The following is a 23,264-nucleotide window of genomic DNA, read 5'->3' as shown; positions in this document are numbered from 1 at the left end:
GCGGCTTTTCTCGCCTACCGCCTATCCTGCTTGCCGCAATCAGAAATGAGTTTTGACATGGGTTCCGTTGTCGGAGAACTTCTCCCGTTGGCCGTCGGTGTCGCCGTGTCGCCGGTGGCCGTCATCGCCACCATCTTGATGTTGCTCTCCAAGCGAGCGGGTAGCACCAGCGCCGGGTTCGCGGTGGGCTGGTTACTCGGAATCTTCATCGCTACAGTTCTTTTCGTCATCTTGTCCAGTGTCGTCAGCACGTCAGACGACGGACCGTCCGCCACGGTTTCGTGGATCAAACTAGCTCTCGGTGTCCTCCTGTTGGCCGTCGGGGTCAAGCAGTGGCGCGACCAAAGCGTCGAGCACGAAACACCGAAGTGGATGCAAGCCGTCGACGAGATGACCGCGGCCAAGGGATTGGGCCTTGGATTCGCGCTCGCCGCGATCAACCCGAAGAACCTGCTCATGTGCATCGCGGCCGGAGTGTCGATCGGCTCGGCGTCGTTGGCGACCAGCGGAGCGATCACCTCGATTCTCGTATTCACGGTCATCGCCAGTTCAACTGTCGCGATCCCGGTCATCGGATACCTGGTGGCTGCTGATCGCCTGCGAAAGCCATTGGCCAATCTCAAAGTCTGGCTCGAGGACAACAACACCACGGTGATGAGTGTGTTGATCTTGGTCGTCGGAGTTGTTCTGATCGGCAAGGGAATTGGCGGAATCTTCTGATACCCGCTCTTTCGCGTGGTGTGAACGCGCGATTCCCGGATGATCGTTCGATCAGGCGCGCTTGACCGCGTAGTCGCCGTCGGCGTGACCGATCAGTTGCCATCCGCCCTCGATCGGGGACAGTCGGACGTCGGAGAGATTCGTGGTCTCGAGCTGTGGCCGGTCGGTGCCGGGGTACCAGGCCTCGACCCGTCCGGTGCCGCTCCCGTCAAACCCGTCACGCGATACCTCCGTCAGCGTGCCGGGCGCTGCCCGCGGATACGCTCGCGAGAGTGGCGCGGCGAATCCCTCTACGAGCCCGAGTGATTCACCGGACGGGCAGTCGATGCGATTCAGATTTCCCTGTGGCTGGTGGGTATTGCCGTCGCGAACCGGGTGGGGGTCACCGCACGCTTGTGTCCACGACCACCACGCGCCGCCCATCCGGTACTTGTCGGTGGCATCGACGAAGCGGTCGACGTCTGCTCTCTGCTCGTCGGCGTCGCCGAACCAACCCCATTCACCCGTCCACAACGGTGCGTCGTACCAGGCGGCAGCGAGGTCGGCGATCTTGAATCCGTCTTCGATTCCGGGAAATTCGCTACTGACCGTTATCGATTCGCTGTAGAGATGGGGCGAGAAGACCACCAGGGGATCGGTCAGGTAATGGCGTGGAGGCAGCGCGTCGAGGCCGAAAGCCGACCAGATCGCGCTGGGCTCGAAGAACACGAGGTGTGGAAATCCTCCTGCTTCGGCCTGTCTGATGGCGTCGGTGGCCCGCTTGTAGAACTGCCCGATCTGATCAGCTGCCGTGAATGGATCGCGCAGGCCGGGGTTCGGTTCGTTCAACAGGTCGTATCCGGCTACAGCTGGTTCGTCTTTGAACTCGGCAGCCAACCGCGCCCACGTCGCGACGAGGCGACTCTGGATTCCTTGCTCGTCGTCGTAGAACGCCTGGAAGGCATGGGCGATCGCGGGTGCGGCTTCCCTGAGCCCACCGATGTTGCAGGTTGTCCATCCGCCGGTCAGGGTTGCCCACTCGGGTGCGCCGTCCCAGCCGACTCCCGGCCGCATGAATGACGGGCACGACTGGTCGCTCGGAGTGCCGACGTACGGGCCCCATGCATCCTGATGCATGTCGAGAACGGTGTAGATGCCGTGGTCTTTTGCATCCTCGACCGCTACTCGAACGCGGTCGACGTACGCAGTGTCGAATGCACCGCGGGTCGGTTCCAGGAGGGACCACGCGACGTTGAGCCGGACGACGTTGAAGCCCAGCGCTGCCATCTGCGCGAAGTCCGTTCTTCCCAGCGGCGTAACGGTGGGTAGACCGGTGCCGTTGGTTGCGTAGTCATTGAGACCGTTGGCGTTCACGCCGCGGAGCAACACCGTTCGTCCGTCGACGTCCTTGATCGTTCGATCTGCGACGGTCAGTTGGGGGAGAGTCCAGCCCGGATCCGGTGGTGCAGCGTTCGCCGCCGGAGTTGCAATCTGGAGGACCAGGATTGCGAGGGTGGCAAGCAACAGCGCACGCATCCATCGACCTTTCTAGACAAACGTCCAATTCCGAGTCGAGGCTAGCGTGAGAAGACCTCTTTCCGGCGCGGTTTGCTCATACCTGTCACGGCCCCGCGTTGCCGAGAACACGTCGGACACGTGCTCCTGCTGGAGGTGTCATCATTGTCGACAAGTCTCGACCCGAGGGAGCCCTGGTGAAGCTTGCATTGACTGATCTGATCGAACAAATGCCTCGTGACGATTTGGCGAGTACGCGAGCGTTCTATGCGTCGCGGCCTGCCGGTGTCGGTCCGAGTTCCCTGCAAGAACTGCTTGTGGTGCGAGCATCCAGGGTGGTTGATCCCACGGCGAGCCGGGCTGTTGAACACACACTCGACATCGAGGGCCGATCCGTTTCGGTGCGCGTAGTCACTCCGAAAGACGGCGATGTCAACGGGGTCTATCTGTATCTTCCGGGTGGGGGTTTCTACATGAGTTCAGCGGCCAGCGCTGACGCCCGAAGCATGAGACTTGCCGACGAGGTCGGGGTGGTAGTGGTTACCGTCGATTACCGGCTTGCACCGGAATTCCCTTGGCCGGCAGCGCCGGACGATTGTGAGGCGGTCGCCTTGTGGCTGCTTGATGTCGCTGCCGAACGGTTCGGGACGACCAGGCTCGCCATCGGTGGCGTGTCGGCGGGAGCAACCTTGGTGACGACGACGTTGCTGCGCCTTCGTGATCGAGGTCTGGCCAAGGCATTTTCGGGTGCGGTGCTGGAAGCGGGCACGTACGACGTCAGTGCCCAGACTCCCGCGGGCCGCACCATCAGCGACGAATACTTCATCGAAGCCTACGTCGGCCATGTCGATGATCGCACTCTTCCGGATATTTCTCCGACATTCGGCGACCTCAGCGGCCTGCCGCCGACCCTCGTTGTCGTTGGATCAGAAGACGTGGTCCTGGCAGAGAACCTTGCCATGGTGGCGCGACTGTCGGCGGCCGGAAACGACGTCGACTTGCGTCTCTATCCTGATGTCCCGCATGGATTTACAAACCACCCAACGCCTGTTGCCCGGCGTGCTGCGCTAGATATGGGTGCTTGGCTTCGGAATCGACTCGACTCCGACCCCGCGTGACAAGCACGGGCGCGGTTCAGTGTGCCGAGGAAAAGCGGACTGTGTTCGGTGTCAGATCTTGGCGAGCGTTTTACGATGAAACAATTCGAGGCTCACCATGGATTTCATCAGGCCGTCGAGGGTTCGCGCATCCCATCCAGTCAGATGCTGCCAGCGGTCGAGTCGATAGGTGACAGAGTTCGCATGTAGGTGGATGTCACGGGCGGCGGCGCTGACAGAGAACCCGCTTCGCGCGAAGGCGCGGACGGCGTCCATCAGATGTGAGTGCTCTTCGGCCACAGATGCCCCGGCCTGTAGAAGCGGCAGCAGCTCGTCCTGGTGGGTGGCAAGAGTGGCGATGAGCCATTCGTCGGCAAAACTGACCGTCGTGCCCGGCGCTGTCGCCAACTGCAATGTGCGCTCGGCGTCGGTGATGCTTTGAGCTGCGCCGACGAGCCCGACCCGGGGCATCCCGATACCTAGTGACGTTCGTGGATGATCTCGCATGATTGCGTGGATGACTTCGGTTGGTTCGCCCTGACACATCACGATTACTCGGGAGCCATGTCGACTGCAATGCGCGACAACATGCACGGAATCCAGGGTTCGTTGCAGGTGTTCCACTTGTGCTTCTGACCATTCGTCCTCGACGGCCGACAGTGCTTGGAACGATTTCTGTGTATCGAATCCGAGGGTTTGTGCCAGCTCTCGGGCGTTGCTCAGTTCCATATCCGTTGCACTGTGCAGTGTTTCGAAGAATCGGTATCGAACGCCGGCGCGGATGGCCTGCTCGCTGCGCGTTGCCTCGGAGTGTCCGACTGCGACTGCGCTCGTCGCGGCGTGAACGAGGTCCCAGAGTTTGCCGCCTGCTTGCAGCAGCTCGTGTGTTGGTTTCGTGGACCGCTGGACCATCGTGTCCCAGAGCTCACGAGATGCAATGTGATAGGTCTCGATGACATCGGAGAGGGGGAGCCCTTGCATCGCGCGACGGCGCCCGAGTTCGCGGTTTCGGTCGGTGTCTTCTGTGGTGATCGTTTCGTTCTCGGCGACGGCACACAGCATTGCGGACAACTGTTTGCGGATGTAGTTGCCTTGCTCGGCCACTGGTACCGCGGAGTAGGCCGGGAGTTCGCTGCGAATCTGTTGTACCGCGCGCTCGGTGAGCGCTTCGAGCTCGTCGGAAACCTCGCGACACAACCGTCGGATCGTGTCTTCTTCTTCGACGTCGGTTACGTCCACGGGGTTACTCCTTTGTGCGTGCTTGGTCTTGCGTCCCGTGAATTTCACGAACGAGCGTCGTGGATTCCGGGGTTCACCCATGGTCCCGCCATAGTGACGGGAGGCACACTCAACGCTAGACCGGACGACGATTCGACGGCAAAACGCCCCTCGCCTCATCTGCTCCGGATCGATCAACGGCTAAGGAGCCACAATCATGTCCAACGAGGCGAAGAGTGCCTTGCTCGCAATCGGAGTTCCGTTCGTCGGGGTGCTGGGCGGGATAGTTGCGCTCTCCGGATCCGAACTGACTGTTCTCGGATTTCCCATTTTGTTCGCGTGGCTTTTCCTGTGGATGCCGCTGACCTCGTTGTGTCTCCACATGGCATGGAAGTTCTTTGACCGCAAGGACTTCGAGGAAGCGGAACGAAACGAACTGGCTCAGGCCAAGACCGAGATCGGGGATCCGACATGATCGCTGCAACATTTACGCTCGTGCTACTCCTCGCGCTCGGCGCCGGAGTGCTTTCACGCCGTGGAAGCAAAAAAGAGATCTCCGACTACCTAGTGGGCGGGCGGTCTTTCGGTCCCGTGCTGGTTTTCATCCTGGGAGCAGGTGAGGCCTACAGCATCGGCACGCTCATTGGATTTCCCGGGGGTGTGTACGCCCACGGGGCAAGCTACGGCGTCTGGTTCATCGGATACATCTTGCTTGCCTACCCGATCGGATACTTCTTTGCGCCCTATCTCTGGCGGGCAGGCAAGCGGTATAACGCGATGACGCTGCCCGATGTGGCAGGGCGGCACTTTCGGTCGCGCGGGTTGGAACTGACAATCGCGATTGCCTCGGTAGTCTTCCTCATTCCCTGGGGGCAGTTGCAGCTTGCCGGCCTCCAGGTCGCACTGAGCGGACTTGGCATCACCATCAACCCGACGGTGGCGGTTTTCGTCGGCGCTGCGCTTGCTCTGCTCTTCCTCCTGCTTTCGGGTGTGCGTGCACCGGCGTTCGTGTCTTACGTCAAGGACGCAGCTCTGCTGTTGGGAGCGATCCTGATCGGACTGGCCGCCACGGCCAAATCGGGCGGTATCACGAAGCTCTTTGCCGATGCGGCATCCCATGGGGCCGGGCAGGCCTCGCAATCCACCGTCACCGGTTCGTCGCTGACCTTCGTTCTCACCACAATTGTGTTCCAGTCACTCGGTTTTTTCGTTTTCCCCTTCATCGTGCAAGCGGTGCTATCGGCGAAGTCCGAGGCAACCCTCAAGCGAGTCGCCCGATTCAACCCGCTGTACATGCTCATGTATCCCTTCCTCGTCGCTGCTGCCTTCGGCGCAATTTCATTGCTGCCCAACAAGCTCGAGGGCGCAGAGTCCAATGAGGTGCTCCTGCAACTGTCCCGTCTCGTGCTCCCGGACTGGCTGACCGGAGTGGTGGCGGGTGGTGCGGCACTGTGCGCGATCGTTGTTCTGTGTGGCTCGGCGCTGGGAATCGGCTCGATCGTCTCGCGAAACATCGTTCCTGGAATACCCGAATCACGTCAGAGAGTGTGGGTGCGCGGGGTCATCGTCGCCTACCTCGGCCTGTCGCTGATCCTCACCCTCGCCGCACCCCAATTGCTGCTGACGCTGGTGAATACCGCGTATTACGGGGTGACCCAGGCCGTGGTGGTGTTCGCGACGATGATCTTCGGATGGAAGCTGCGACCGGCAGCGCTCGCGATGGGCGTGGTGCTCGGCGACGTGCTGGTGCTCTGGCTGTACCTCGACACACACGGCACGGTATCGATGTGGTTGGCGGACAAAGGCATGAACATCGGTGCCGCAGCGCTCGTTCTGAACGTGTTGTTCGTGTCCGCCACCCGAGTGATGTGGCCTCCTGTCGAAGCGGTTTCGGGCCTCCGTGCAGAAAATCGATCGGCACCAGTGCCTTGCCCCGCAGCCCCGACCACGAAGGCGGATATCCGATGACTCGGACACTACTCACCGCAGATGCAATCCTCACCCAAGACGCAGCGTCACCCCAGGTTGAGGCGCTCGTCCTCGATGGAGGCCTGGTTGTCGCCACCGGAAGTCGAAAGGACATGGGGGAGTACGCCGGACCGGAAACTCGTCGGCTCGATCTCGCCGGCGCTACTGTGATCCCGGGGCTGATCGAGTCACACATTCACCCGACCTACTCCGGCTTGACTGACGGATGGGCCGATTGCCGGACGCCACCGTGCGCCTCGATCACGGATATCCAAGGGGCTCTGCGGAACTCCACTCCCACTCACGGCTGGATACGTGGATGGGGGTACGACGACACACAACTTCGAGAAGGTCGCCATCTCACACGCGATGACCTCGACGCAGTCTGCACCGACCGCCCGATCATCGTTCTGCACATCTCGGGGCACTTTGCGGTGGCAAACACTGTTGCGCTTGCAACTGCAGGCATCGACGAATCGACGGTGGATCCCGGGGACTCGCAGTTTCCGCGTGGGGCGGACGGGAGGCTCACAGGGATGGCCTGGGAAATCGACGCCGTGGCACGGTTGAGCGGCGCGATACCAGACCTGACACAGGCAGAGGTGCAGACCGCGTTGCTGCGTAGCTTGACACTGGCGCGTTCGCGAGGAATCACGACCGTCCACGATTTAGGGGTCGGCCTGTCGGCGGGCATGCAGGAGTTGGCCGCCTATCGTGCCCTGGACACCATGGGCGAGATGCCCGTGCACACGGTTGGCTTCCTTCGGGGTGATCTCGCGATCGCAGAACTGGAGGAAAGGAACATCGCTTTCACGGCTGCACCGGCCCCAGGGTCACGCTTCCGCCTGGCCGGCGCCAAATTCTGGGCGGATGGGTCCATTCAAGGATTGTCTGCAGCCTTGCGAACTCCGTATACCTGCAGCCCGAACCATCACGGTGATCTGCTCTATCCGCAGGAGCAACTCGACGACATGGTTCTCCAGGTGCACCGCGAGGGAGGTCAGGTCGCGGTGCACGCCAACGGCGATGCGGCTGTAGCCGCCGCCATCGCGGCGCTGCGCAGTGCGCACCGCAGTGACGGACGTCGAGCGCGGCACCGTATCGAGCACTGCCAGGTGAGTAGGCCTGCGGATCTCGAGGTGATACGTGATGCCGAGATCGGGGTGAGCTTTTTCGTCAACCATGTTTTTCATTGGGGCGATCGTCACCGTGACCGTTTCCTCGGTCCTGAGAGAGCCGGCAACCTGGACCCGCTGGCGTGCGCCGATGACATCGGCTTGAAATTTGGGCTGCACTCGGATTGCCCGATAACGCCGATGGATCCCCTCCAGACGATTAGGACTGCTGTGAATCGGCTGACCATGGGCGGTGCCGTGCTTGGCGCCCACCAACGGATCGGAGTGCAGCGTGCAGTGCAGGCCATGACTGTGGACAGTGCGTACTTGGTCCATGACGAAGGACGGGTGGGGATCTTGGCGCCGGGTCGTCGTGCGGACCTTGTCGCGCTCGACGGCACTCTTGCTGCTCTCGCAGACGCTTCGTCCGACATTCCTCAGCCTGCACTGGTCATGGTCGACGGCAGGTAGCGCATGAGATTGATTTCGTCCCAACGGTTACCAGCTCGAGGTGGAGATTCGTGCAGTTGCTCGACAGTGAAGTTGTTCGGCGCTGTGCAGTTACGGCTGCCGCCGCGGCCGCGGTCTGTCGTTCGAACGGGCCCGGCGTGGTCGATGGCGACGCAGTGACGGGCAAGAGTTTCTTCCTGCAGGATGGCGGCTGGCCGGGCACCTGAACACATGTCCGGTTTCTGGAGCAAAGTCGGGACGAGGAGCGTGCCACCCTTGTAATCTCGCACGGGAGTTTGCGGGGCGCGGGGTATCCCGCACAGCGAATGAGAGGATGAAGGTGACAACTGTCTACACGCGCCGCCGAGGGGCGCGCCCTTTCGGAATCGCCCTCGCTGCGCTGGTCGCCATGGGTGCGGCCCTGACAGGCCCCACACTCGCCTCCGCCTCGAGCGGCGACCTGCAATTGGGTTCGAGTCAGTTCGGATCGTCCGGGGAGCAACCGCCGCTGCCGGAGATCCCACCGCCGTCCGCGGCCGAGATCAGGCTCGACGAGGCGCGGAACTTCCGCGACATCGGCGGGTATCGGACTACCGATGGCAGGACCGTCCGGACAGGCCTGGTGTTCCGTTCCAACAAGCTCAGCTCGCTCAATGAGACTGATCTGGCAAAACTCACCGCCGCGAACCTGACCCTCGACGTCGACCTGCGCAACGCCTCCGAACGTGCGGAGGATCCCGATCGGATCCCCGCCGGGGTCACCTACCAGGTCGCCGACGTCGTCAGTATCGAACACGGCATCGCGTTCCACGAGTTCGTTCCCTTGACCCTCGGTCGCGCGTTGATCGACGGCGCAGTCAAGGGAACCTCGAACATCGGCCAAAGCATCGGCTACCCGTTCATGGTCAACTACCGTGGTTCCGATGTCGCCTTCCGTGACCTGCTGACTGCGATCGCGAACAACTCCGACGGCGCAACCGTCTACCACTGCAGTGCAGGGAAGGACCGCACCGGTTGGGGTACCGCGATCCTGCTGACCATTCTGGGTGTCCCGCGTGAGTTCATCAGTGCCGATTTCATGGCGTCGAACACGTACCTGGGCCGGGACGACGCGGTGGACCTGTCGTGGCTCGATGCGGCGTATGCACAGGTGGACCGGCTCTACGGCGGTATGGATACTTACGTACGGGAGGGCCTCGGCGTCGACCAGGGCACTGTCGACTCTCTGCGCGCCAAGCTTCTCCTCTAAGCGGAGCTCCACGCCCGGCTTCTTGCCTACTCGGACCTTCTTCTGTCCCAGTGCGACCTGTGGTTGCGGGAGCGCGCGATTGTGTGGCGCCGCTCCTGGGGTGGGCCCGAGGTTTCTTGGCCGTGTGCGATCACCAAGTGGCGCAAGAACTTGGCGCGCAAGAATCACGCCTGGTCATGGACTCGACGCTGGCCAATTGGTCAGCATCGAATCGAGAGCCTCGAGGGTTCTTGCCCAGCTTTCGGCGCTGTCCGGTGCACTGTGGCTGAACGATCCACCCAACTCGAGGCTGGCGTACCCATGAAAAACGCTGCCGAGCAACCGAACTGCGTGGGTCTGATCGAGATCGGTGAGGTTGTACCCGCGCAGAATCGATCGCATCATCTGCGAGTGTCTGAAACCCGCGCTCGCGGCCGCGGTCTCCGGGGTGAGGCGCATCTGTGACGCGGCGTACCGACCAGGGTGTGACCTCGCGTAGTTGCGGTACACGTTCGCGAAGGCGGTCAAGGCGTCGCGGCCGGACCGACCGGCCACGGCGTCGGCAGCCTGGTCGGCCATCTCTTCCAAGGCAAGCAGCGCGATTCTGGTTTTGAGGTCGTTCGAACTCTTCACGTGGGAGTACAGGCTTGCGACCTTGACGTCGAACGCTCTGGCGACCGCCGATACGGTCACCTGCTCGAAGCCCACCTCGTCGGCCAATTCGGCGCCCGCCACGGCGAGGCGTTCGGGTGTCAGTCCTGCGCGAGGCATGTCCGTTGGTCCTGTTCGTCGAGAAGTGAAACCGCTTGCCTAAATAGTATAGGCAAATTACTGTGTGCTGTAGTTAAAACCTTCGCAACTTATCTACAGGTGAATGAGATGAACAGCCAGAGCAGCTGGATTACTACCGCAATTTCCGAGGAAATCGTGCGCGGAGCCCTCGAGCTCGAGCGGACCGAACGCGGTGTGCTGACACACCGTCTGCCTGCCAGAGCTCGCACGCAATTCGCTGACGGGCAGATGGCAATGGCGCAATCACAACCGTCCGGAGTGCGGCTGGTGTTCCGAACCAGCGCTACGGCCATCGAACTCGACACTCTGCCCACGAAAATGATCTACATCGGTGCTCCGCCGAGGCCGCAAGGGGTGTACGACCTGATCGTCGACGGCGAACCAACCGGGCACGCAATCGCTGAGGGTGGCAACACGGTGACGATCGACATGGCGACCGGTACCGCTCAGAGACAATCCGGACCCGTCAGCACCATCCGCTTCGCGGACTTGCCCGCGCGATCCAAGACCGTCGAGATCTGGTTGCCGCACAACGAAACCACCGAACTTGTCGCATTGCGAACCGACGCCCCGCTCGAACTCGCAGTCGGCACGAAGCGTGATGTGTGGCTCCATCACGGAAGCTCGATCAGTCAAGGCTCCGGCGCTGAAAGTCCCTCCCGCACTTGGCCTGCTCTCGCAGCCTCCCTCGGCGGCGTGGATCTGATCAACCTCGGGTTCAGCGGCAGCGCTCTGCTGGACCAGTACGTCGCCCGCGCTATGCGAGACACTCCTGCCGACCTCATCAGCATCAAGATGGGCATCAATCTGGTCAACTCCGACGTGATGCGCCTGCGGGCCTTCACGTCGGCAATGCACGGCTTCCTCGACACGGTCCGCGACGGTCATCCAGTGGCTCCACTGCTGGTCGTCTCGCCTGTCTATTGCCCGATTCACGAAGACACGCCTGGACCTGGTGCATTCGATTTCGACGCGCTTGCCAGAGGCGAAATGCGATTCGTTGCTACCGGCGATCCCGCCGAGCGCGCAGCCGGAAAGCTGACGCTGCGCTCTATTCGGGAAGAGTTGGCGCGCATCGTAACCCAGCGATCGGCGGATGATCCCAATCTGCATTACGTCGACGGGTGCGATCTCTATGGTGCGGCCGAGAACGAAGAGTTGCCGCTTCCCGATCAGCTCCATCCGGACGCTGCGACGCACCGTCTCATCGGCGAACGCTTTGCCCAACGGGTATTCGCAGACGACGGCGCATTCGCACGCTCGGTGTGATCGCGCAATCTGGTTCGATCGGATTTCACACGATTTGACCCTGACGTAGCGTGAGGGCTCACGATGACTTCATGACCGATACTTACCCAGCATTCGACATCAGCCCCGTCCCTGTCCCCGCTATAGACGCCGTGCCTCCGGAACAGTTCCGAGGTCTCTACGGAATGCCCATGTTCGTGTCGGTTCCGACATCGGATCTGGCCGAATCTGCCGACTTCTGGATCCGTGGGCTCGGTTTCTTCGACCTCTTTTCGGTACCGGATCGACTGACGCACCTGCGACGCTGGGCATTTCAAGACGTTCTGCTCGTGCCCGGCGAATGTGCAGATTCACCACCGTCCGTCAGTGTGAGCTTTGCGTGTGTGCTGAGTCAGATGGACCAGATAGCACAGGCGTGTGAGGAATTGCGGCCCGGATGCACCAGCGGTCCACATCTGAAGCCGTGGAATTCACTGGAGTTGGAGATTGTGACACCGGAGAACGCGCGCGTGATCATGACGGCCGCTCGTCCGTACGACCCGAACAGTGCCGAGGCCGAGCATCTGCGAGGGATGGGAATTGACGGACCCGACGACTGAACCGAGGTCTGACGCTGTGGCCTCCCGAACCGCGTCTGTCAGACTGGATCACGTGACGGACCAACTCTTCGGAGACGAGGCAGACAGTGCTCTCACTGTCGGTGCTGCCGCATCACGACTAGGCATAACCGTACGTACCCTCCATCATTGGGACGCAATCGGTTTGGTGCGTCCGTCCGGGCGCAGTGACGGGGGCTACCGGCAGTACACCGACGCGGACCTCGGCCGCATCGGCCGGGTGCTTGTCTACCGTGACGTGGGTTTGTCGCTCGACGAGATCAGGATATTGCTCGATGCGCCCGCAGCCCACGTGGACGAGACGCTGCGTGGGCAGCGCGCCGAGTTGCGGCAACGGATAGCCGACTTGGAGGAACTGGGCGAGTCCTTGGATCGCATCATCGATGCCAGGAAGTCGGGTGTGCTGTTGCCGGCACACGAGCAGGTCTCGATCTTCGGCCGACACTGGCAGCCGTCATGGGGACCTGAGGCGCACGAGCGTTGGGGTGACAGTGCGCAGTGGGCGCAGCACGCGGAACGGTCGGCGGGTAGGACCGCTGAGGATTGGCAGAAGATCGCCGACTGCGTCGAGACGCTCAACGAAAATCTGGCGCTGGCCTGCCGATCCGGTGTCGAACCGGGAAGCGCCGAGGCGAATTTGCTGGCAGAACGGCACCGAGCGTCGATCGGGGTTTACTTCGACTGCACACATTCGATGCAGGTGTGTCTGGGACGGATGTACGTGGCCGATCCGGGATTCACCGCGTTCTACGAGCAGGTCGAGACCGGTCTGACAGTGTGGCTCCGCGCTGTCATCGATGCGAATGCTCGGGCCAACGGGGTTGTCCCCGAATCGGCGACGTGGGTGTGAGTGAGCTGGTGGTCGCTCGTCAGTCCAAAGACGCACACGCAGTGCACCACGGTCGGCCGTCGACTCCGGGCGCACGATGGGACACTGCGATGCGCGCGGCCAAAATGCAGCTTTCGTTGTCGTGATAGACGTCGAGATCCGAAGGAACCGTCGAGTGGAACGCCGGGACCTTCATGTCTACCTCCGTTGTGGCTCGCCAGGGAGTTGGCTCGTTGCGGCAATCCTCCCACCACAGAGATCATCTCGCCTGTCGGCAGAAGCAGGGCCGTTGCTCGGCCAAATTGCCAGGGGTCGACACGTGCGGTCCCGTCCGCGCGATTGTGCAGCCCCGCAGCGACTTACAGGTGTGGTTACTTGATCGCCCTGCCTTCCGAACAGATGCGCACTGCGCGCGGGGTGTGATCTTCGACGGCGCTCACCGCAGAGAATCCCGCAGGGATAGGCTGGACGGATGCGTGGAGAGTACAAGGTTCCTGGTGGAAAACTGGTCGCGGTCGACGTCGAGGTGGCGGACGGTCGGCTGTCCGAAGTCGCAGTCTCGGGGGACTTCTTCCTCGAGCCCGACAGCGCGCTCGACGACATCAACGCGGCGTTGCGCGGAATGCCCGCCGACTCGGATGCAGAACAGTTGGCGCATGCCATATCCACTGCGCTCGACGAGTCCGTCTCGATGATCGGCTTCACGCCGCAGTCGGTCGGCATCGCGATCCGGCGCGCACTCGGCCACGCCACGAGCTGGGCGGATCACACCTTCGACCTCATCCCGCCGGTGGTTCTCGATCCCGCGATGCACGTCGCGCTGGACGAGGTCATCGCGCGTGAGGTCGCATCGGGTGAGCGTCCGCCGACATTGCGTTTCTGGGACTGGGACTCGCCCTTGGTCGTGATCGGATCGTTCCAGTCCGTGCGTAACGAGGTCGACTCCGAGGCGGCTGCGCGGTACGGCATCGGGGTGGTGCGCCGAATCTCCGGTGGCGGCGCGATGTTCATGGAACCGGGCAACTGCATCACGTACTCGTTGGCAGTACCGGCGTCATTGGTCGAGGGTTTGAGTTTCGAGCAGTCCTACGCGTTTCTCGATCAGTGGGTCATGGGAGCGCTTGCCGAGGTCGGTATCAACGCTCGGTATGTGCCGCTCAACGATATCGCCTCGGACAAGGGCAAGATCGCCGGCGCCGCTCAGAAGCGATTCGCGTCCGGCACTGTGCTCCATCACGTGACCATGGCCTACGACATCGACGCTGAGAAGATGACGCAGGTGTTGCGAATCGGACGAGAGAAGATGTCGGACAAGGGAACCAAGAGTGCGGCCAAGCGCGTCGATCCGCTGCGTTCGCAGACCGGAATGACGCGTGCAGCAATCCTGGAGTCGTTTGCGCAGCACTTTCGAGGTCAATACGACACCCACGACAGCGATTACACGGACTCGGAGTTGGAGCAGGCGCGCAAGCTGGTGGACACGAAGTTCAGAACCGAAGAGTGGACTCACCGCGTCCCGTGAAACCGAGAAACCGGGACGAGACCCGAGCGGTCTCGTCCCGGTCGCCTAGGTAGCCGGAGTCGCTGAGTTTGCCCCGAGGAGCTCGGCGTCGGCCGTCCCGGAGTTCCGCTTCGGAATGGTGAAAGTTGCGCTCACGCACAGGATTGCGATGACGAAGCACGCCACTGTGTACCAGAGGTTCCCGATGGGATCTCCAGCGCTGGTGGAACCGTCGACCGCGTCGAAGAAGTCGGGAAGCGCACTCGCCCACAGGACGGCCATGACAACCAGGTACACCACGCTGTAGATCTGCACGAACCTGTTGGTGTGTGCAGGAGTGTTCGAATCTGCCGAGCGCAGGTGCGTCCATTGGCGGACGAGAACCACGATCGCGACCACTGTGAGGACTGCAAGTTCAGCGGCGTAGAGGAACCCGCGGACAGTGTCGCTTCCTATACCGAAGACCGTCGCCGGGAGCGGGAGAATGAACGTACCCAGCGAGGCCAGCAGGCCGATCACGATGGTGCGCCATACCAATTGAAGTCCGGAGAAGTGCTTGCCGGCATCGACGTGCCGTCCGACGAAGTACTGGACGCAGAATGCCAACGACATCGGCCACAGCGCGGCGAAGACGACCACGCTGGGAAGTGGAACCGCGTCGAACATGGGTTGGTTGATCGGGTTCGACGTCGACCACTCCCACCACCGCAACTGGGGCCCCAGGTGGTCGAAGATTTCGTAGAACGCATGGTGGACGAAGCCGACGCAGACAGCGCCCAGTAGTGGACCGTATCTGCGGAAAACGCCGAGCATTCTGACTATTTCGAAGGCCAACGTCGCCATCAGTGGATAGATGGCAACGATGTACAGCGGCAGTCGACCCCACATGAAGTCGACGGTGAACACGTTGTGCGCGAACATCGTGTCCACTTGTTCTTCGATGCCGAACGCCGCCGGGAAGTACAGCGGAGGCTCGATGATGAACAGGTAGGCGGTGGCGCCGAACCAGAGAACCAGATTGGTGGGGTCGCCGTTGCGGCGCAACCGCACGATCGCCAGGACCAGTGCGAGCACCGAGCCGACGATGATGGTCCATTCGAGGACGGGCAGGGTCCAGTTCTCCAGCGCCGCCGGGTTACGGAACTCGACGAGTCCACCTGCTTCCTGACAGGAGAAACCGAGTTCTGTTGCGAGCTGGGAAAACGTGGGGGAGCAGTGTTCTGCCATCAGTTGGCCCCTGACGTGATCGACTCGGCTTGTGCCTGAGATTCGGCGGTGTACCAGCGTGTGCAGTCGTAGCCGTCGTCGTAACGCTTGAACCACTGGTCGGCGAGTGCGGGGAGTTTCTCGTGGTCCGGGTTGTGATTGGGCATCTGGCTGCGGAAGACACCGCCGAGTGCAACGAGTTGTTCTCCGAGTTGAAGGTGATCGAAGGCGCGAGGCATCGTGCCCTTGGTCAGATACGGAGCGAACGACGTCAGAATCTTCTGCTTGGTGCGGTGGGTGGCGAACATCGACAGTGAGTCGACTTGCCGCTCGGAGAGCGGAACGTGCTGGTTGAAGCCTGCGCAGGCGATACGAATCACCTTCATCACGTGCGCGAAGATCGACGGTGCCATCCGCATCCGGTAAAGCTCGCTTCCGACAACGGAATTGAAGATGATCAGAGCCGAGCTGCGATGCTCGACCTCCTCGACGAAGTGCCAGATGAACAGCGACGCGACGCGGTCGTCTCCCGGGCGGAACAAGGTCGCCTCGTTGTCGAGCATCAGCTTGAACACCGGAGTGAAGGTCGCCTCCAGGTCCGCGGTGTATGCAAGCCGGTAGTTCAGCGAGGTCGCCTCGGTCAGTAGATCGAATTCACCGATCACAGCGTCGAGCGTGTTCTGTAGTCCGGGGTAGCGCCTGATCAGAGCCTTCACATGCTGGCGGTGCGCGGTCGAGTGATGGCCTTCCTGACGCATGAACGCCACGGCTTCCTCGGCCACTTCAGGATCGCTGATCCGCGACTTGGTCTGCATGATCATCTTCACGATCATCTTCTCGAAACCGATGGCCAGGAACGAGACCGCGTTGGACATGCTCGACCAGGCCGGATTCTCCGGGTTCCACAGGAAGGGAACGTCCTGATCCTCGAATCCGAAGTCCATTTTTCGGGGTTGAAGGTTGGTCACTTGTCGAACCTCGTCTTTCGGAGGGGCTGGTCAGGTGGCCGCTCTGGCACTCGAAGCCACGTGTGGCGGTAATCATACATATTGGTGTGCAGTTGTATGTTCACTTTCGGCGAGGGGAGTGAATTCGAGGGGCGCAGATGCAAAACCTGCCTGTGTTAGCCTGTGGCTCTTGGACTTCGAGCGCAAAGACATGGTTCGAGCCTCGTTCGAGCGAGGAAGTGGGCAGTGGCACGAAGGCGTGGGTGGGGCGGCAATCCACCGGACAGTGACGAAGATGCGTCTCGTCGCATTGTCGAGGCCGCGGTCGAGTTGATCGGACGGACGAGTTCGGAAATCAGCATCGGCGACGTCGCCGAGTCACTGGGCGTGATCCGGCAGACCGTGTATCGATACTTCCCCAGCGCTGACGCTCTGATGCGGGCAGCTGCAATCGCGTCGGTCGACGGCTACCTCGATCGGCTCACCACACACGTGAGCGGCATCGAAGATCCCGTCGAGGCGATGACCGAGGGTGTCGTCTACACCCTGACCCAGGTCCACCGAACGCCGCATCTCGGCATTCTGCTCACCAGCACGAATTCGAGTCTTCATCCCGAAGGTCTGACCTCTCAGGAGGCGCAGGCCTTCGGAATGGCGATGATCACCCGCTTCGACGTGGACTGGGTGCGTTTCGGATACGACGACGCATCACTTCAGGAACTGGTCGAATACGTCCTGCGGACGATGCAGTCGTTTTTCCTCGCGCCCGGCGACCCGAAGCGGAGCGACGAGGAACTGCGGCGATACCTACGGCGCTGGATGGGTTCTGCGATCATCGCCCAGGGAAATTCTGTCAGCGGTGATCCGATCAGCGCAGAACCAGAGTCAAAACAACCGCGCTGACGCACGCGGCGATGACGACGATCAGCGCGAACAGGTCGGCGAGCTGAGGGCGCTTGGGGTACGCCGCGATCAAACCGGTGCCCCCGCGAGCGGAGATCGCTTCACCCATCTCGGCAGAGCGCCGAATTGCCACCGACATGGTCGTGGTGATCAGATCGACTATCGAATTGTCGGCAGCGCTGTTCACCACAGCTTTCGGGCGTAGTCGTCGCGCCGCCACCAGGGTGAGCATCTCGTCGATCAAGAGCGGAAGTGAACGAATGCAGAGGGCCGTCGCGATCGCCCACTCGTCGACCGGGATCTTGAGGAATCGCAGCGGTCTACCGAGCGTTGCCAGTGCCGGCGCCACATCGCTCATCGACGTGGTCCATGCCAACATCAGTGAGACGCAGAGCAATACAAGACCGAACGTCACAGCTTGCAGGTAGATGAAGACTGCGTCGAGGCCGATCGGAAGATTGATCAACGCGCCGAGCAGGATCAGCGCCCACAACCACCACGGAGGTCGCGGAACTGCAGTCGGGGGGATGCGTCCGATCACCGCGGTCAGCAACAACAATCCGAGTACGACGCCGATCGCCGGCCAGGACGGAGCGGTCACGACTATGATGCTGACGAGAACGACGGCAACGATCTTCGTTCCGGCCCACAATCGGTGGATCGGCGATGAAGTCGGGACTTCGCGCAGAAGTGTTGTCACGTCGTCGATCCTTCCAAGGCGCTGCTGGCGGCAGGGTCGAGGATGCGACCCTCCGACAGTCGAATTGTTCTGCTGCACACGGCGTCCATGCCGTCGACATCGTGGGAGATGACGACTACTGCGGTTCCGTTCCGACGAATCCACCTGAGTACGTTCAGGATTTCGTGTCGACCGGGTGGATCGAGACCGGCCAACGGTTCGTCGAGGATGAGTACCCGCGGTTGGCGCACGAGGAGACCGGCCAGGACGACGCGTCGCATCTGTCCGCCGCTCAACTCGTCGATGCTGCGGCCGGCGATGTGACGGTCGAGTCCGACGGCGTCGAGCGCCCACGAGACTTGCACCGATCCGATCTCCGGACCTCCGGCGGCCTCGATGTCTTCGGCGACGGTTCGGCGTTGCAGCTGCAGTCGCGAATGCTGGAACGTGAGACCGACGGTGCCGAGTTGGCGTGAGACGGGTTTGCCGTCGAAGACTGCGGTTCCCTTGCTCGGTGCGATCAAGCCCGCCATGATCCAGGCCAGAGTCGATTTACCGGAACCGTTGCCGCCCAGAACCAGCAGCCCGTCGCCGTCGCCGATTGTGAGATTTACGTCCGACAGTGCGCGCCGCGACCACGGAGTCCGGTCGTTGTACGTGTGGGTGACATCGGTGAGTTGGAGGACAGCTCGAGTGCTGACCGGCCACGGCGCAGACGGCGGACCCCCGAACGTCGACGTCATCCAACCGGGTTGGTGATCGATCTGCCGTCCGCGTTGTAGTTGAATCACCCGATCTGCGTTGCGGGTGTCGGCGTGGTGATGGGTGACCAGTACCACGGCCATCGGGTGGCGTCGCGGAAGTTCGGCAAGGAGCGAGACCAATTCCTCCCGGCCGGCCTGATCGACCATCGCGGTGGCTTCGTCCGCGATCAGCAGAGCGGGGCGCCGCGCCAGCGCGGCTGCAACAGCCAGACGTTGCATCTCGCCACCGGACAGCCCGGAGGTCTCACGCATACCCATGCCCGCGAGTCCCACCTCGGCCAGCAGTGCATCGACGTCGGGATGCGACTCGGGGGGGAGCCCCCAGACGACGTCGTCCGCGACGCGGGTTCCGAGGATCTGGCTTTCGGGTCGTTGGAGGACGACGGCGGTTCCGCCGTGTCGGCCGAGACCGGCGGACCCGGGTCTCGTCAGCGTCCCGACAGTCGGCGCGCGACCGGCGAGCAACCGGGTGAGTGTGGACTTGCCCGAGCCGTTGTGGCCGACGACGGTGACGAACTCTCCTCGTCGCACGGTGAAGTTGACGTCGACGAGGGCCGGTGTCGTTGCACCCGGATAGGTGAAGCCCACGTGATCGAAAGTGACCGGCAACGGATCGATCGGACGGTCGTCGGGTGCTGTCTGGAGCGGGTCGGCCGAAGGGAGTGCAGCCAATCGGTCGAGGACGGCGCCGAGGACAAAATAGGAGACGACGGTACTGAGGACGATTCCGGAGATGATGGACACGCCGATCCACAACCACCAGTAGTCGATGATCGAGCCGATGCTGTTATCGATCCATTCGGCTGCGCCGACCAGTGTGGGGGCACGCTTCAAGATCTCGGCCACGCCCAACGCGGTGTTCTCGAGCGAGGTCAACAACAAGGTGCGCAGCGGAGCGAGAACAAGCAACAGGACTATGGAGAACAACGCCAGCGCGGGCCCGATGACCAATGACGACAGCAATGCGGAGACGAAGCCGAGACCGCGCCGCTTGACCGTACCGATGATTCCGCCGAGGAGAGCGCTCAATGCGACCGCCGCCGCAGATCCCGAACCCGCCGCGACGAAGGCGACTGCCGTGGCCGAGATACCGGCTGTCGTCACGGCGCGGACTCGGAAGCGCTGGGCAACAATTCCCATCGGAACGGCGGCCACGAGGTTGAGGGCGCTGGCCATGGGGATGACCGTGGCAATGACGGACAACGCGACCGTGAATCCGGCCATGACGGCACCCGTTGCCAACTCGAGTGGTCGAAGGTTGCCGGTTTCGCGGACTTGCGGACGGTTGCTCACTACGTCCAGTGTGCCAGTGGTGACATAACTCCCGCCCGACTGATGGTGAGCGCATCGGGGTGATTGCGTAGGCTTCACCTCAAACAATGCATCGGACGGAGCGTGGAAGACGTGAGTGCAGCACCCATCAGGGTCGGGGTTCTGGGAGCCAAGGGCAAGGTCGGTCGAGCGATCTGCGAGGCAGTGGAAGCTGCTCCCGATCTGGAACTCGTCGCTCAGGTCGACACCGGTGATCGCATCGAGACGTTTGTCGACACCCGCACTCAGGTAGTGGTCGATTTCACGCACCCCGACGTCGTCATGGGAAATCTGGAATTCCTCGTGGCCAACGGAATTCATGCAGTGATCGGCACCACCGGTTTCGACGAGTCCAGGCTTGCGACTGTTCAGTCCTGGCTCGACGCCCAGCCGGCAACGGGTGTTCTGATCGCCCCGAACTTCGCCATCGGTGCTGTGCTGTTGATGCGCTTCTCGGCTGCCGCGGCGCGCTTCTTCGATTCCGTCGAGGTCATCGAACTCCATCACCCCAACAAGGCAGATGCTCCCTCGGGCACCGCATACCGAACGGCCGCCATGATCGCCGAGGCTCGCGCGGAAGCAGGCGTCGGACGTAGCCCTGACGCCACCACGACAGAGCTCGAGGGTGCGCGTGGAGCCGACGTCGACGGCGTCCGGGTTCACTCCGTGCGGATGGCCGGACTGGTCGCGCATCAGGAAGTGATTCTCGGAACTCAGGGCGAGACGCTGACCATTCGCCACGACTCGATCGACCGGAATTCGTTCGCGCCGGGCGTTCTGCTCGGTGTCCGCCAGATCGGCTCGCGTCCGGGTCTGACGGTCGGTATCGATTCCTTTCTCGATCTATGAACAAGACCACCCGCACCGTCGCACTGATCGTCGCGATTTGCATTGCGCTCGCGGTGTACTTCGTGCTGCTCGGCCAGCGCGGAATCCAGCTCATCCAGGACGGTGGCGGCGCCGCGATCGGTCTCGGGATCGGCGTGCTGATCCTGCCGTTCCTGGGGCTGTGGCTCGTCATCGCCACGCTCCGTGCCGGCTTCACGCACCAGCGCCTCGCGCAGCAGATTCACGACGAGGGCCTCGCTGTCGATGCGTCTGCGCTTCCGAAATTGCCTTCGGGCCGGATCGAGCGAGCGGCTGCCGACGAGTTGTTCGCCCAGATCAAGGTCGACTGGGAAGCAGACCCGGACAACTGGAAGCAGAACTTCCGACTTGCTCGCGCCTACGACTATGCCGGTGACCGAAGCCGGGCTCGGGAAACCATGCGACGGGCAGTCGAACTGGAACGCCGTTCACGAGGCAAGTAGGTGTCTACGCCGCGAAGCGGGGCCTGCTGAGACGCTACCGCTCCGGAACGGTTGTGGGAGATGACGGATCCGGAGTGGTTGGGTCGAATGGCGGCGGGTTGTTCGGGTCGAAGCTCGTCACCGGCACCGAACAGGTCGCGCCCACTTCGGGATACGTGTTCGGGTTGACGCGCAGAGCCGAGACGAACTGATCGATGCGCGCGTCCGCGGCGTTGTCGAGCTTGAGCTGACGGCCCCACGACTGCAGCGAGATCGGCGAATCCAGGGTCGGATACGGCGACATCAACGTGTAGCTCATGCCCTCGACTCGCTGTGCCAAGCGAGCCTGATCCTCGCTCGAGACGAGGTCGGGGTTGTACGTGATCCACACGGCCCCGTGCTCGAGAGAATGGACCGCATTCTCGGTCCGAATCGCTTGTGGATAAACAACTCCGGTGCAGTTTGCCCAGACCGAGTCATGACGGCCGCCGAAGGGCGGTGAATATGTGTACGCCACGCGTTCGTTCGGGCGTACGTGTTGGGCTGCTGGGTAGTCGACCGTGACAACTCCGTCGATGGCTTCGGACGGATCCGGGTTGTCGATGCTCGGAACAAACGCATCCGGGCGCGGTGATCCTTCGAGGGAATTCGCACACGAAGCCAATGCGAGAACTGCCGAGACCACCACTGTCGCTCGAAGTTGTTTGTTCACTCGGCCATGATAGCGGCGCCTGTCCGCTTTCCCGGGGACGCGAATCGACTACGACCCGAGAGAGCCGCTCGCTCCGCCCGACAGTGCGATGTCGCTGGCGCCGCGAAGAATTCGGATTGGTGGTAATGGCCCTCGGTATGCCTCGGAGCCACTGATCAGATCACCGGCAGCGTCGAACGCGATCGCCTCACCTTGTGGCTCGTCGGGAAGGGGGACGCGAATCGGGTTGGTGTTCAACGCTTTCACGACATCGCCGTCGGGAGCTGCGTACAGGTAAGCGTCGGTATACGTGCGGAGCGCTACCACCGTGCCGTCCTTGCTCACGGCGCCGCCGGTGACAGCCATCGTGCCGGCGTGGGGGACGGGCCCACCGGGTGTGAGGGTGGGAGTAAATCTGAGCTGACCTACTTTGGCCAACATGGTCGGCGAGCCCGTACTCAGATCCTGAACCTGCTGTCGCTCAGCGGTTGTGTAGACCACGCTTGCACCTAGGTAGTCCTTGGTGACGATGACGGGAGCCCCGTCGCTCTGGATCAGTAGTGTCTCGGCGTCGTGCCCGCCGTCGGGATAGACCAGGGGGTAGGAGGTCGCCGCACCTGAAGCCGGATCGAGGTCGATCAGCCCGACCGACGTTCGTACCGCGTTGTTGTCGCCGATGTCTGCCAGCCACAGATGGCCGTCGGGAGTCGACGACAGATCCTCGACGTCGACACGAGGGGTGCCCACGCTGATCCAGCGCTGCACGTGGCAGTTCGAATCGAGTTCGGCGACCCGATCGTCGGAGCCGCTGTCGCCGATTGCGTACATCCCGGCCGCGGTGACGGTGAGTCCGGACAGCTCGGAAAGGCCTGCATCGGTGGGTGTGCACAGTACGTCGAAGACGCGGGCCTGTTGCGCCGCCGCAGGAACAGTGTGAACGCCGACAATCGCGGCGGCGAGAACAACCGATCCGGCAGCCCAAACGACTGAGTGGGTGAGCGGTCGATTCCAGATCACGATGCAGTCCTCCAGGCCGAAGAATCGGGACTTAGTACCCAGAGAATACTGGACGTCCGTCTCACTTTGACCGAGACTGCAAGAAATCGCATCTGCCGAGACGCCGTGATGCGTCAGTGATTCACCGAGTGAATCCGCGTGCAGGAGGGGATACTCGACTCACCGGAGATCGGCGGCGAC

The 23,264-nt window shown here is 62.2% G+C and carries 24 protein-coding genes; 14 read left to right on the top strand and 10 right to left on the bottom strand.

What is annotated here, in order from left to right; all coding sequences use genetic code 11:
- The first annotated feature begins 57 nt into the window (after positions 1-57).
- Positions 58-720, top strand: a complete 663-nt coding sequence (locus tag PCS43_RS02815; protein ID WP_193595365.1) for a GAP family protein — start codon at positions 58-60, stop codon at positions 718-720.
- 51 nt (positions 721-771) lie between these two features.
- Here PCS43_RS02815 and PCS43_RS02810 read toward each other — a convergent pair whose 3' ends face one another.
- Positions 772-2,235 (bottom strand): glycoside hydrolase family 5 protein, encoded by a 1,464-nt coding sequence (locus tag PCS43_RS02810; RefSeq protein WP_209908373.1) that lies wholly within the window; start codon positions 2,233-2,235, stop codon positions 772-774.
- A gap of 176 nt (positions 2,236-2,411) precedes the next feature.
- Between PCS43_RS02810 and PCS43_RS02805 the strand changes: the two genes are divergently transcribed.
- Positions 2,412-3,332 carry an alpha/beta hydrolase gene (locus PCS43_RS02805; RefSeq protein ID WP_007735097.1) on the top strand — a complete coding sequence of 307 codons (921 nt, stop codon included), beginning with the start codon at positions 2,412-2,414 and terminating at the stop codon, positions 3,330-3,332.
- Between the two features lie 51 nt (positions 3,333-3,383).
- Here PCS43_RS02805 and PCS43_RS02800 read toward each other — a convergent pair whose 3' ends face one another.
- The gene (locus PCS43_RS02800; protein ID WP_007735099.1) at positions 3,384-4,550 is read right to left on the bottom strand and encodes a PucR family transcriptional regulator; all 1,167 of its coding nucleotides are present in this window, start codon (positions 4,548-4,550) and stop codon (positions 3,384-3,386) included.
- Between the two features lie 196 nt (positions 4,551-4,746).
- Between PCS43_RS02800 and PCS43_RS02795 the strand changes: the two genes are divergently transcribed.
- The 5 genes from PCS43_RS02795 (at position 4,747) to PCS43_RS02775 (ending at position 9,311) form a co-directional block, all read left to right on the top strand.
- On the top strand, positions 4,747-5,004 hold the full coding sequence (locus tag PCS43_RS02795) for a DUF3311 domain-containing protein (protein ID WP_003942271.1): 258 nt from the start codon (positions 4,747-4,749) through the stop codon (positions 5,002-5,004).
- Complete coding sequence (locus PCS43_RS02790; RefSeq protein WP_030535588.1) at positions 5,001-6,497, top strand: sodium:solute symporter family protein; 1,497 nt, start codon at positions 5,001-5,003, stop codon at positions 6,495-6,497. Before PCS43_RS02795 ends, PCS43_RS02790 begins: the two co-directional genes overlap by 4 nt.
- Positions 6,494-8,083, top strand: a complete 1,590-nt coding sequence (locus PCS43_RS02785) for an amidohydrolase (RefSeq protein WP_209908375.1) — start codon at positions 6,494-6,496, stop codon at positions 8,081-8,083. The genes PCS43_RS02790 and PCS43_RS02785 overlap by 4 nt, the downstream gene beginning before the upstream one ends.
- Before the next feature lie 50 nt (positions 8,084-8,133).
- Positions 8,134-8,289 (top strand): hypothetical protein, encoded by a 156-nt coding sequence (locus PCS43_RS02780; RefSeq protein WP_157770401.1) that lies wholly within the window; start codon positions 8,134-8,136, stop codon positions 8,287-8,289.
- Between the two features lie 107 nt (positions 8,290-8,396).
- On the top strand, positions 8,397-9,311 hold the full coding sequence (locus PCS43_RS02775) for a tyrosine-protein phosphatase (RefSeq protein WP_007735104.1): 915 nt from the start codon (positions 8,397-8,399) through the stop codon (positions 9,309-9,311).
- Between the two features lie 174 nt (positions 9,312-9,485).
- Here the strand turns inward: PCS43_RS02775 and PCS43_RS02770 are convergent, their stop codons facing one another.
- The gene (locus PCS43_RS02770) at positions 9,486-10,061 is read right to left on the bottom strand and encodes a TetR/AcrR family transcriptional regulator (protein WP_007735105.1); all 576 of its coding nucleotides are present in this window, start codon (positions 10,059-10,061) and stop codon (positions 9,486-9,488) included.
- A gap of 108 nt (positions 10,062-10,169) precedes the next feature.
- On the opposite strand from PCS43_RS02770, the gene PCS43_RS02765 reads away from it, so the two are divergent.
- The 3 genes from PCS43_RS02765 (at position 10,170) to PCS43_RS02755 (ending at position 12,797) form a co-directional block, all read left to right on the top strand.
- Positions 10,170-11,351 (top strand): GDSL-type esterase/lipase family protein, encoded by a 1,182-nt coding sequence (locus PCS43_RS02765; RefSeq protein ID WP_007735106.1) that lies wholly within the window; start codon positions 10,170-10,172, stop codon positions 11,349-11,351.
- A gap of 71 nt (positions 11,352-11,422) precedes the next feature.
- Positions 11,423-11,929 (top strand): glyoxalase/bleomycin resistance/dioxygenase family protein, encoded by a 507-nt coding sequence (locus PCS43_RS02760; protein WP_039973461.1) that lies wholly within the window; start codon positions 11,423-11,425, stop codon positions 11,927-11,929.
- 52 nt (positions 11,930-11,981) lie between these two features.
- Complete coding sequence (locus PCS43_RS02755; protein ID WP_052027951.1) at positions 11,982-12,797, top strand: MerR family transcriptional regulator; 816 nt, start codon at positions 11,982-11,984, stop codon at positions 12,795-12,797.
- A 19-nt stretch (positions 12,798-12,816) separates the two neighbouring features.
- Here the strand turns inward: PCS43_RS02755 and PCS43_RS02750 are convergent, their stop codons facing one another.
- Positions 12,817-12,972, bottom strand: coding sequence for a hypothetical protein (locus tag PCS43_RS02750; RefSeq protein ID WP_003942131.1), 156 nt, complete (start codon positions 12,970-12,972; stop codon positions 12,817-12,819).
- 276 nt (positions 12,973-13,248) lie between these two features.
- Here PCS43_RS02750 and PCS43_RS02745 point away from each other — a divergent pair, with 276 nt between their 5' ends.
- Complete coding sequence (locus PCS43_RS02745; RefSeq protein WP_003942269.1) at positions 13,249-14,298, top strand: lipoate--protein ligase family protein; 1,050 nt, start codon at positions 13,249-13,251, stop codon at positions 14,296-14,298.
- A 45-nt stretch (positions 14,299-14,343) separates the two neighbouring features.
- Here PCS43_RS02745 and PCS43_RS02740 read toward each other — a convergent pair whose 3' ends face one another.
- Positions 14,344-15,504, bottom strand: a complete 1,161-nt coding sequence (locus PCS43_RS02740; protein WP_007735109.1) for a DUF7802 domain-containing protein — start codon at positions 15,502-15,504, stop codon at positions 14,344-14,346.
- Positions 15,504-16,451, bottom strand: a complete 948-nt coding sequence (locus PCS43_RS02735; RefSeq protein ID WP_030535581.1) for a metal-dependent hydrolase — start codon at positions 16,449-16,451, stop codon at positions 15,504-15,506. Before PCS43_RS02735 ends, PCS43_RS02740 begins: the two co-directional genes overlap by 1 nt.
- A gap of 225 nt (positions 16,452-16,676) precedes the next feature.
- Here PCS43_RS02735 and PCS43_RS02730 point away from each other — a divergent pair, with 225 nt between their 5' ends.
- Entirely contained in the window at positions 16,677-17,333 is a 657-nt protein-coding gene (locus PCS43_RS02730; RefSeq protein ID WP_007735111.1) for a TetR/AcrR family transcriptional regulator, read from the top strand.
- Here the strand turns inward: PCS43_RS02730 and PCS43_RS02725 are convergent.
- Positions 17,299-18,033 (bottom strand): energy-coupling factor transporter transmembrane component T family protein, encoded by a 735-nt coding sequence (locus tag PCS43_RS02725; RefSeq protein WP_007735112.1) that lies wholly within the window; start codon positions 18,031-18,033, stop codon positions 17,299-17,301. The genes PCS43_RS02730 and PCS43_RS02725 overlap by 35 nt on opposite strands.
- Positions 18,030-20,069, bottom strand: a complete 2,040-nt coding sequence (locus tag PCS43_RS02720) for an ATP-binding cassette domain-containing protein (protein ID WP_007735113.1) — start codon at positions 20,067-20,069, stop codon at positions 18,030-18,032. The genes PCS43_RS02725 and PCS43_RS02720 overlap by 4 nt, the downstream gene beginning before the upstream one ends.
- A gap of 111 nt (positions 20,070-20,180) precedes the next feature.
- Here PCS43_RS02720 and dapB point away from each other — a divergent pair, with 111 nt between their 5' ends.
- Positions 20,181-20,936 carry a 4-hydroxy-tetrahydrodipicolinate reductase gene (gene dapB / locus PCS43_RS02715; protein ID WP_007735114.1) on the top strand — a complete coding sequence of 252 codons (756 nt, stop codon included), beginning with the start codon at positions 20,181-20,183 and terminating at the stop codon, positions 20,934-20,936.
- Positions 20,933-21,397: a hypothetical protein gene (locus PCS43_RS02710; RefSeq protein ID WP_003942246.1), complete on the top strand. Its 465-nt coding sequence runs from the start codon at positions 20,933-20,935 to the stop codon at positions 21,395-21,397. Before dapB ends, PCS43_RS02710 begins: the two co-directional genes overlap by 4 nt.
- 34 nt (positions 21,398-21,431) lie before the next feature.
- Here the strand turns inward: PCS43_RS02710 and PCS43_RS02705 are convergent, their stop codons facing one another.
- Both PCS43_RS02705 and PCS43_RS02700 read right to left on the bottom strand, forming a co-directional pair.
- The gene (locus PCS43_RS02705) at positions 21,432-22,088 is read right to left on the bottom strand and encodes a DUF3105 domain-containing protein (RefSeq protein ID WP_003942235.1); all 657 of its coding nucleotides are present in this window, start codon (positions 22,086-22,088) and stop codon (positions 21,432-21,434) included.
- Positions 22,089-22,136: 48 nt separating this feature from the next.
- Entirely contained in the window at positions 22,137-23,084 is a 948-nt protein-coding gene (locus PCS43_RS02700) for a hypothetical protein (protein WP_007735115.1), read from the bottom strand.
- Positions 23,085-23,264 lie beyond the last annotated feature (180 nt).

Source organism: Rhodococcus sp. C-2 (genome assembly GCF_027854095.1).
Taxonomy (GTDB): domain Bacteria; phylum Actinomycetota; class Actinomycetes; order Mycobacteriales; family Mycobacteriaceae; genus Rhodococcus_F; species Rhodococcus_F qingshengii.
The sequence above is the reverse complement of the archived record's forward strand: the minus strand, read 5'-3'. Positions and strand labels throughout refer to the sequence as shown.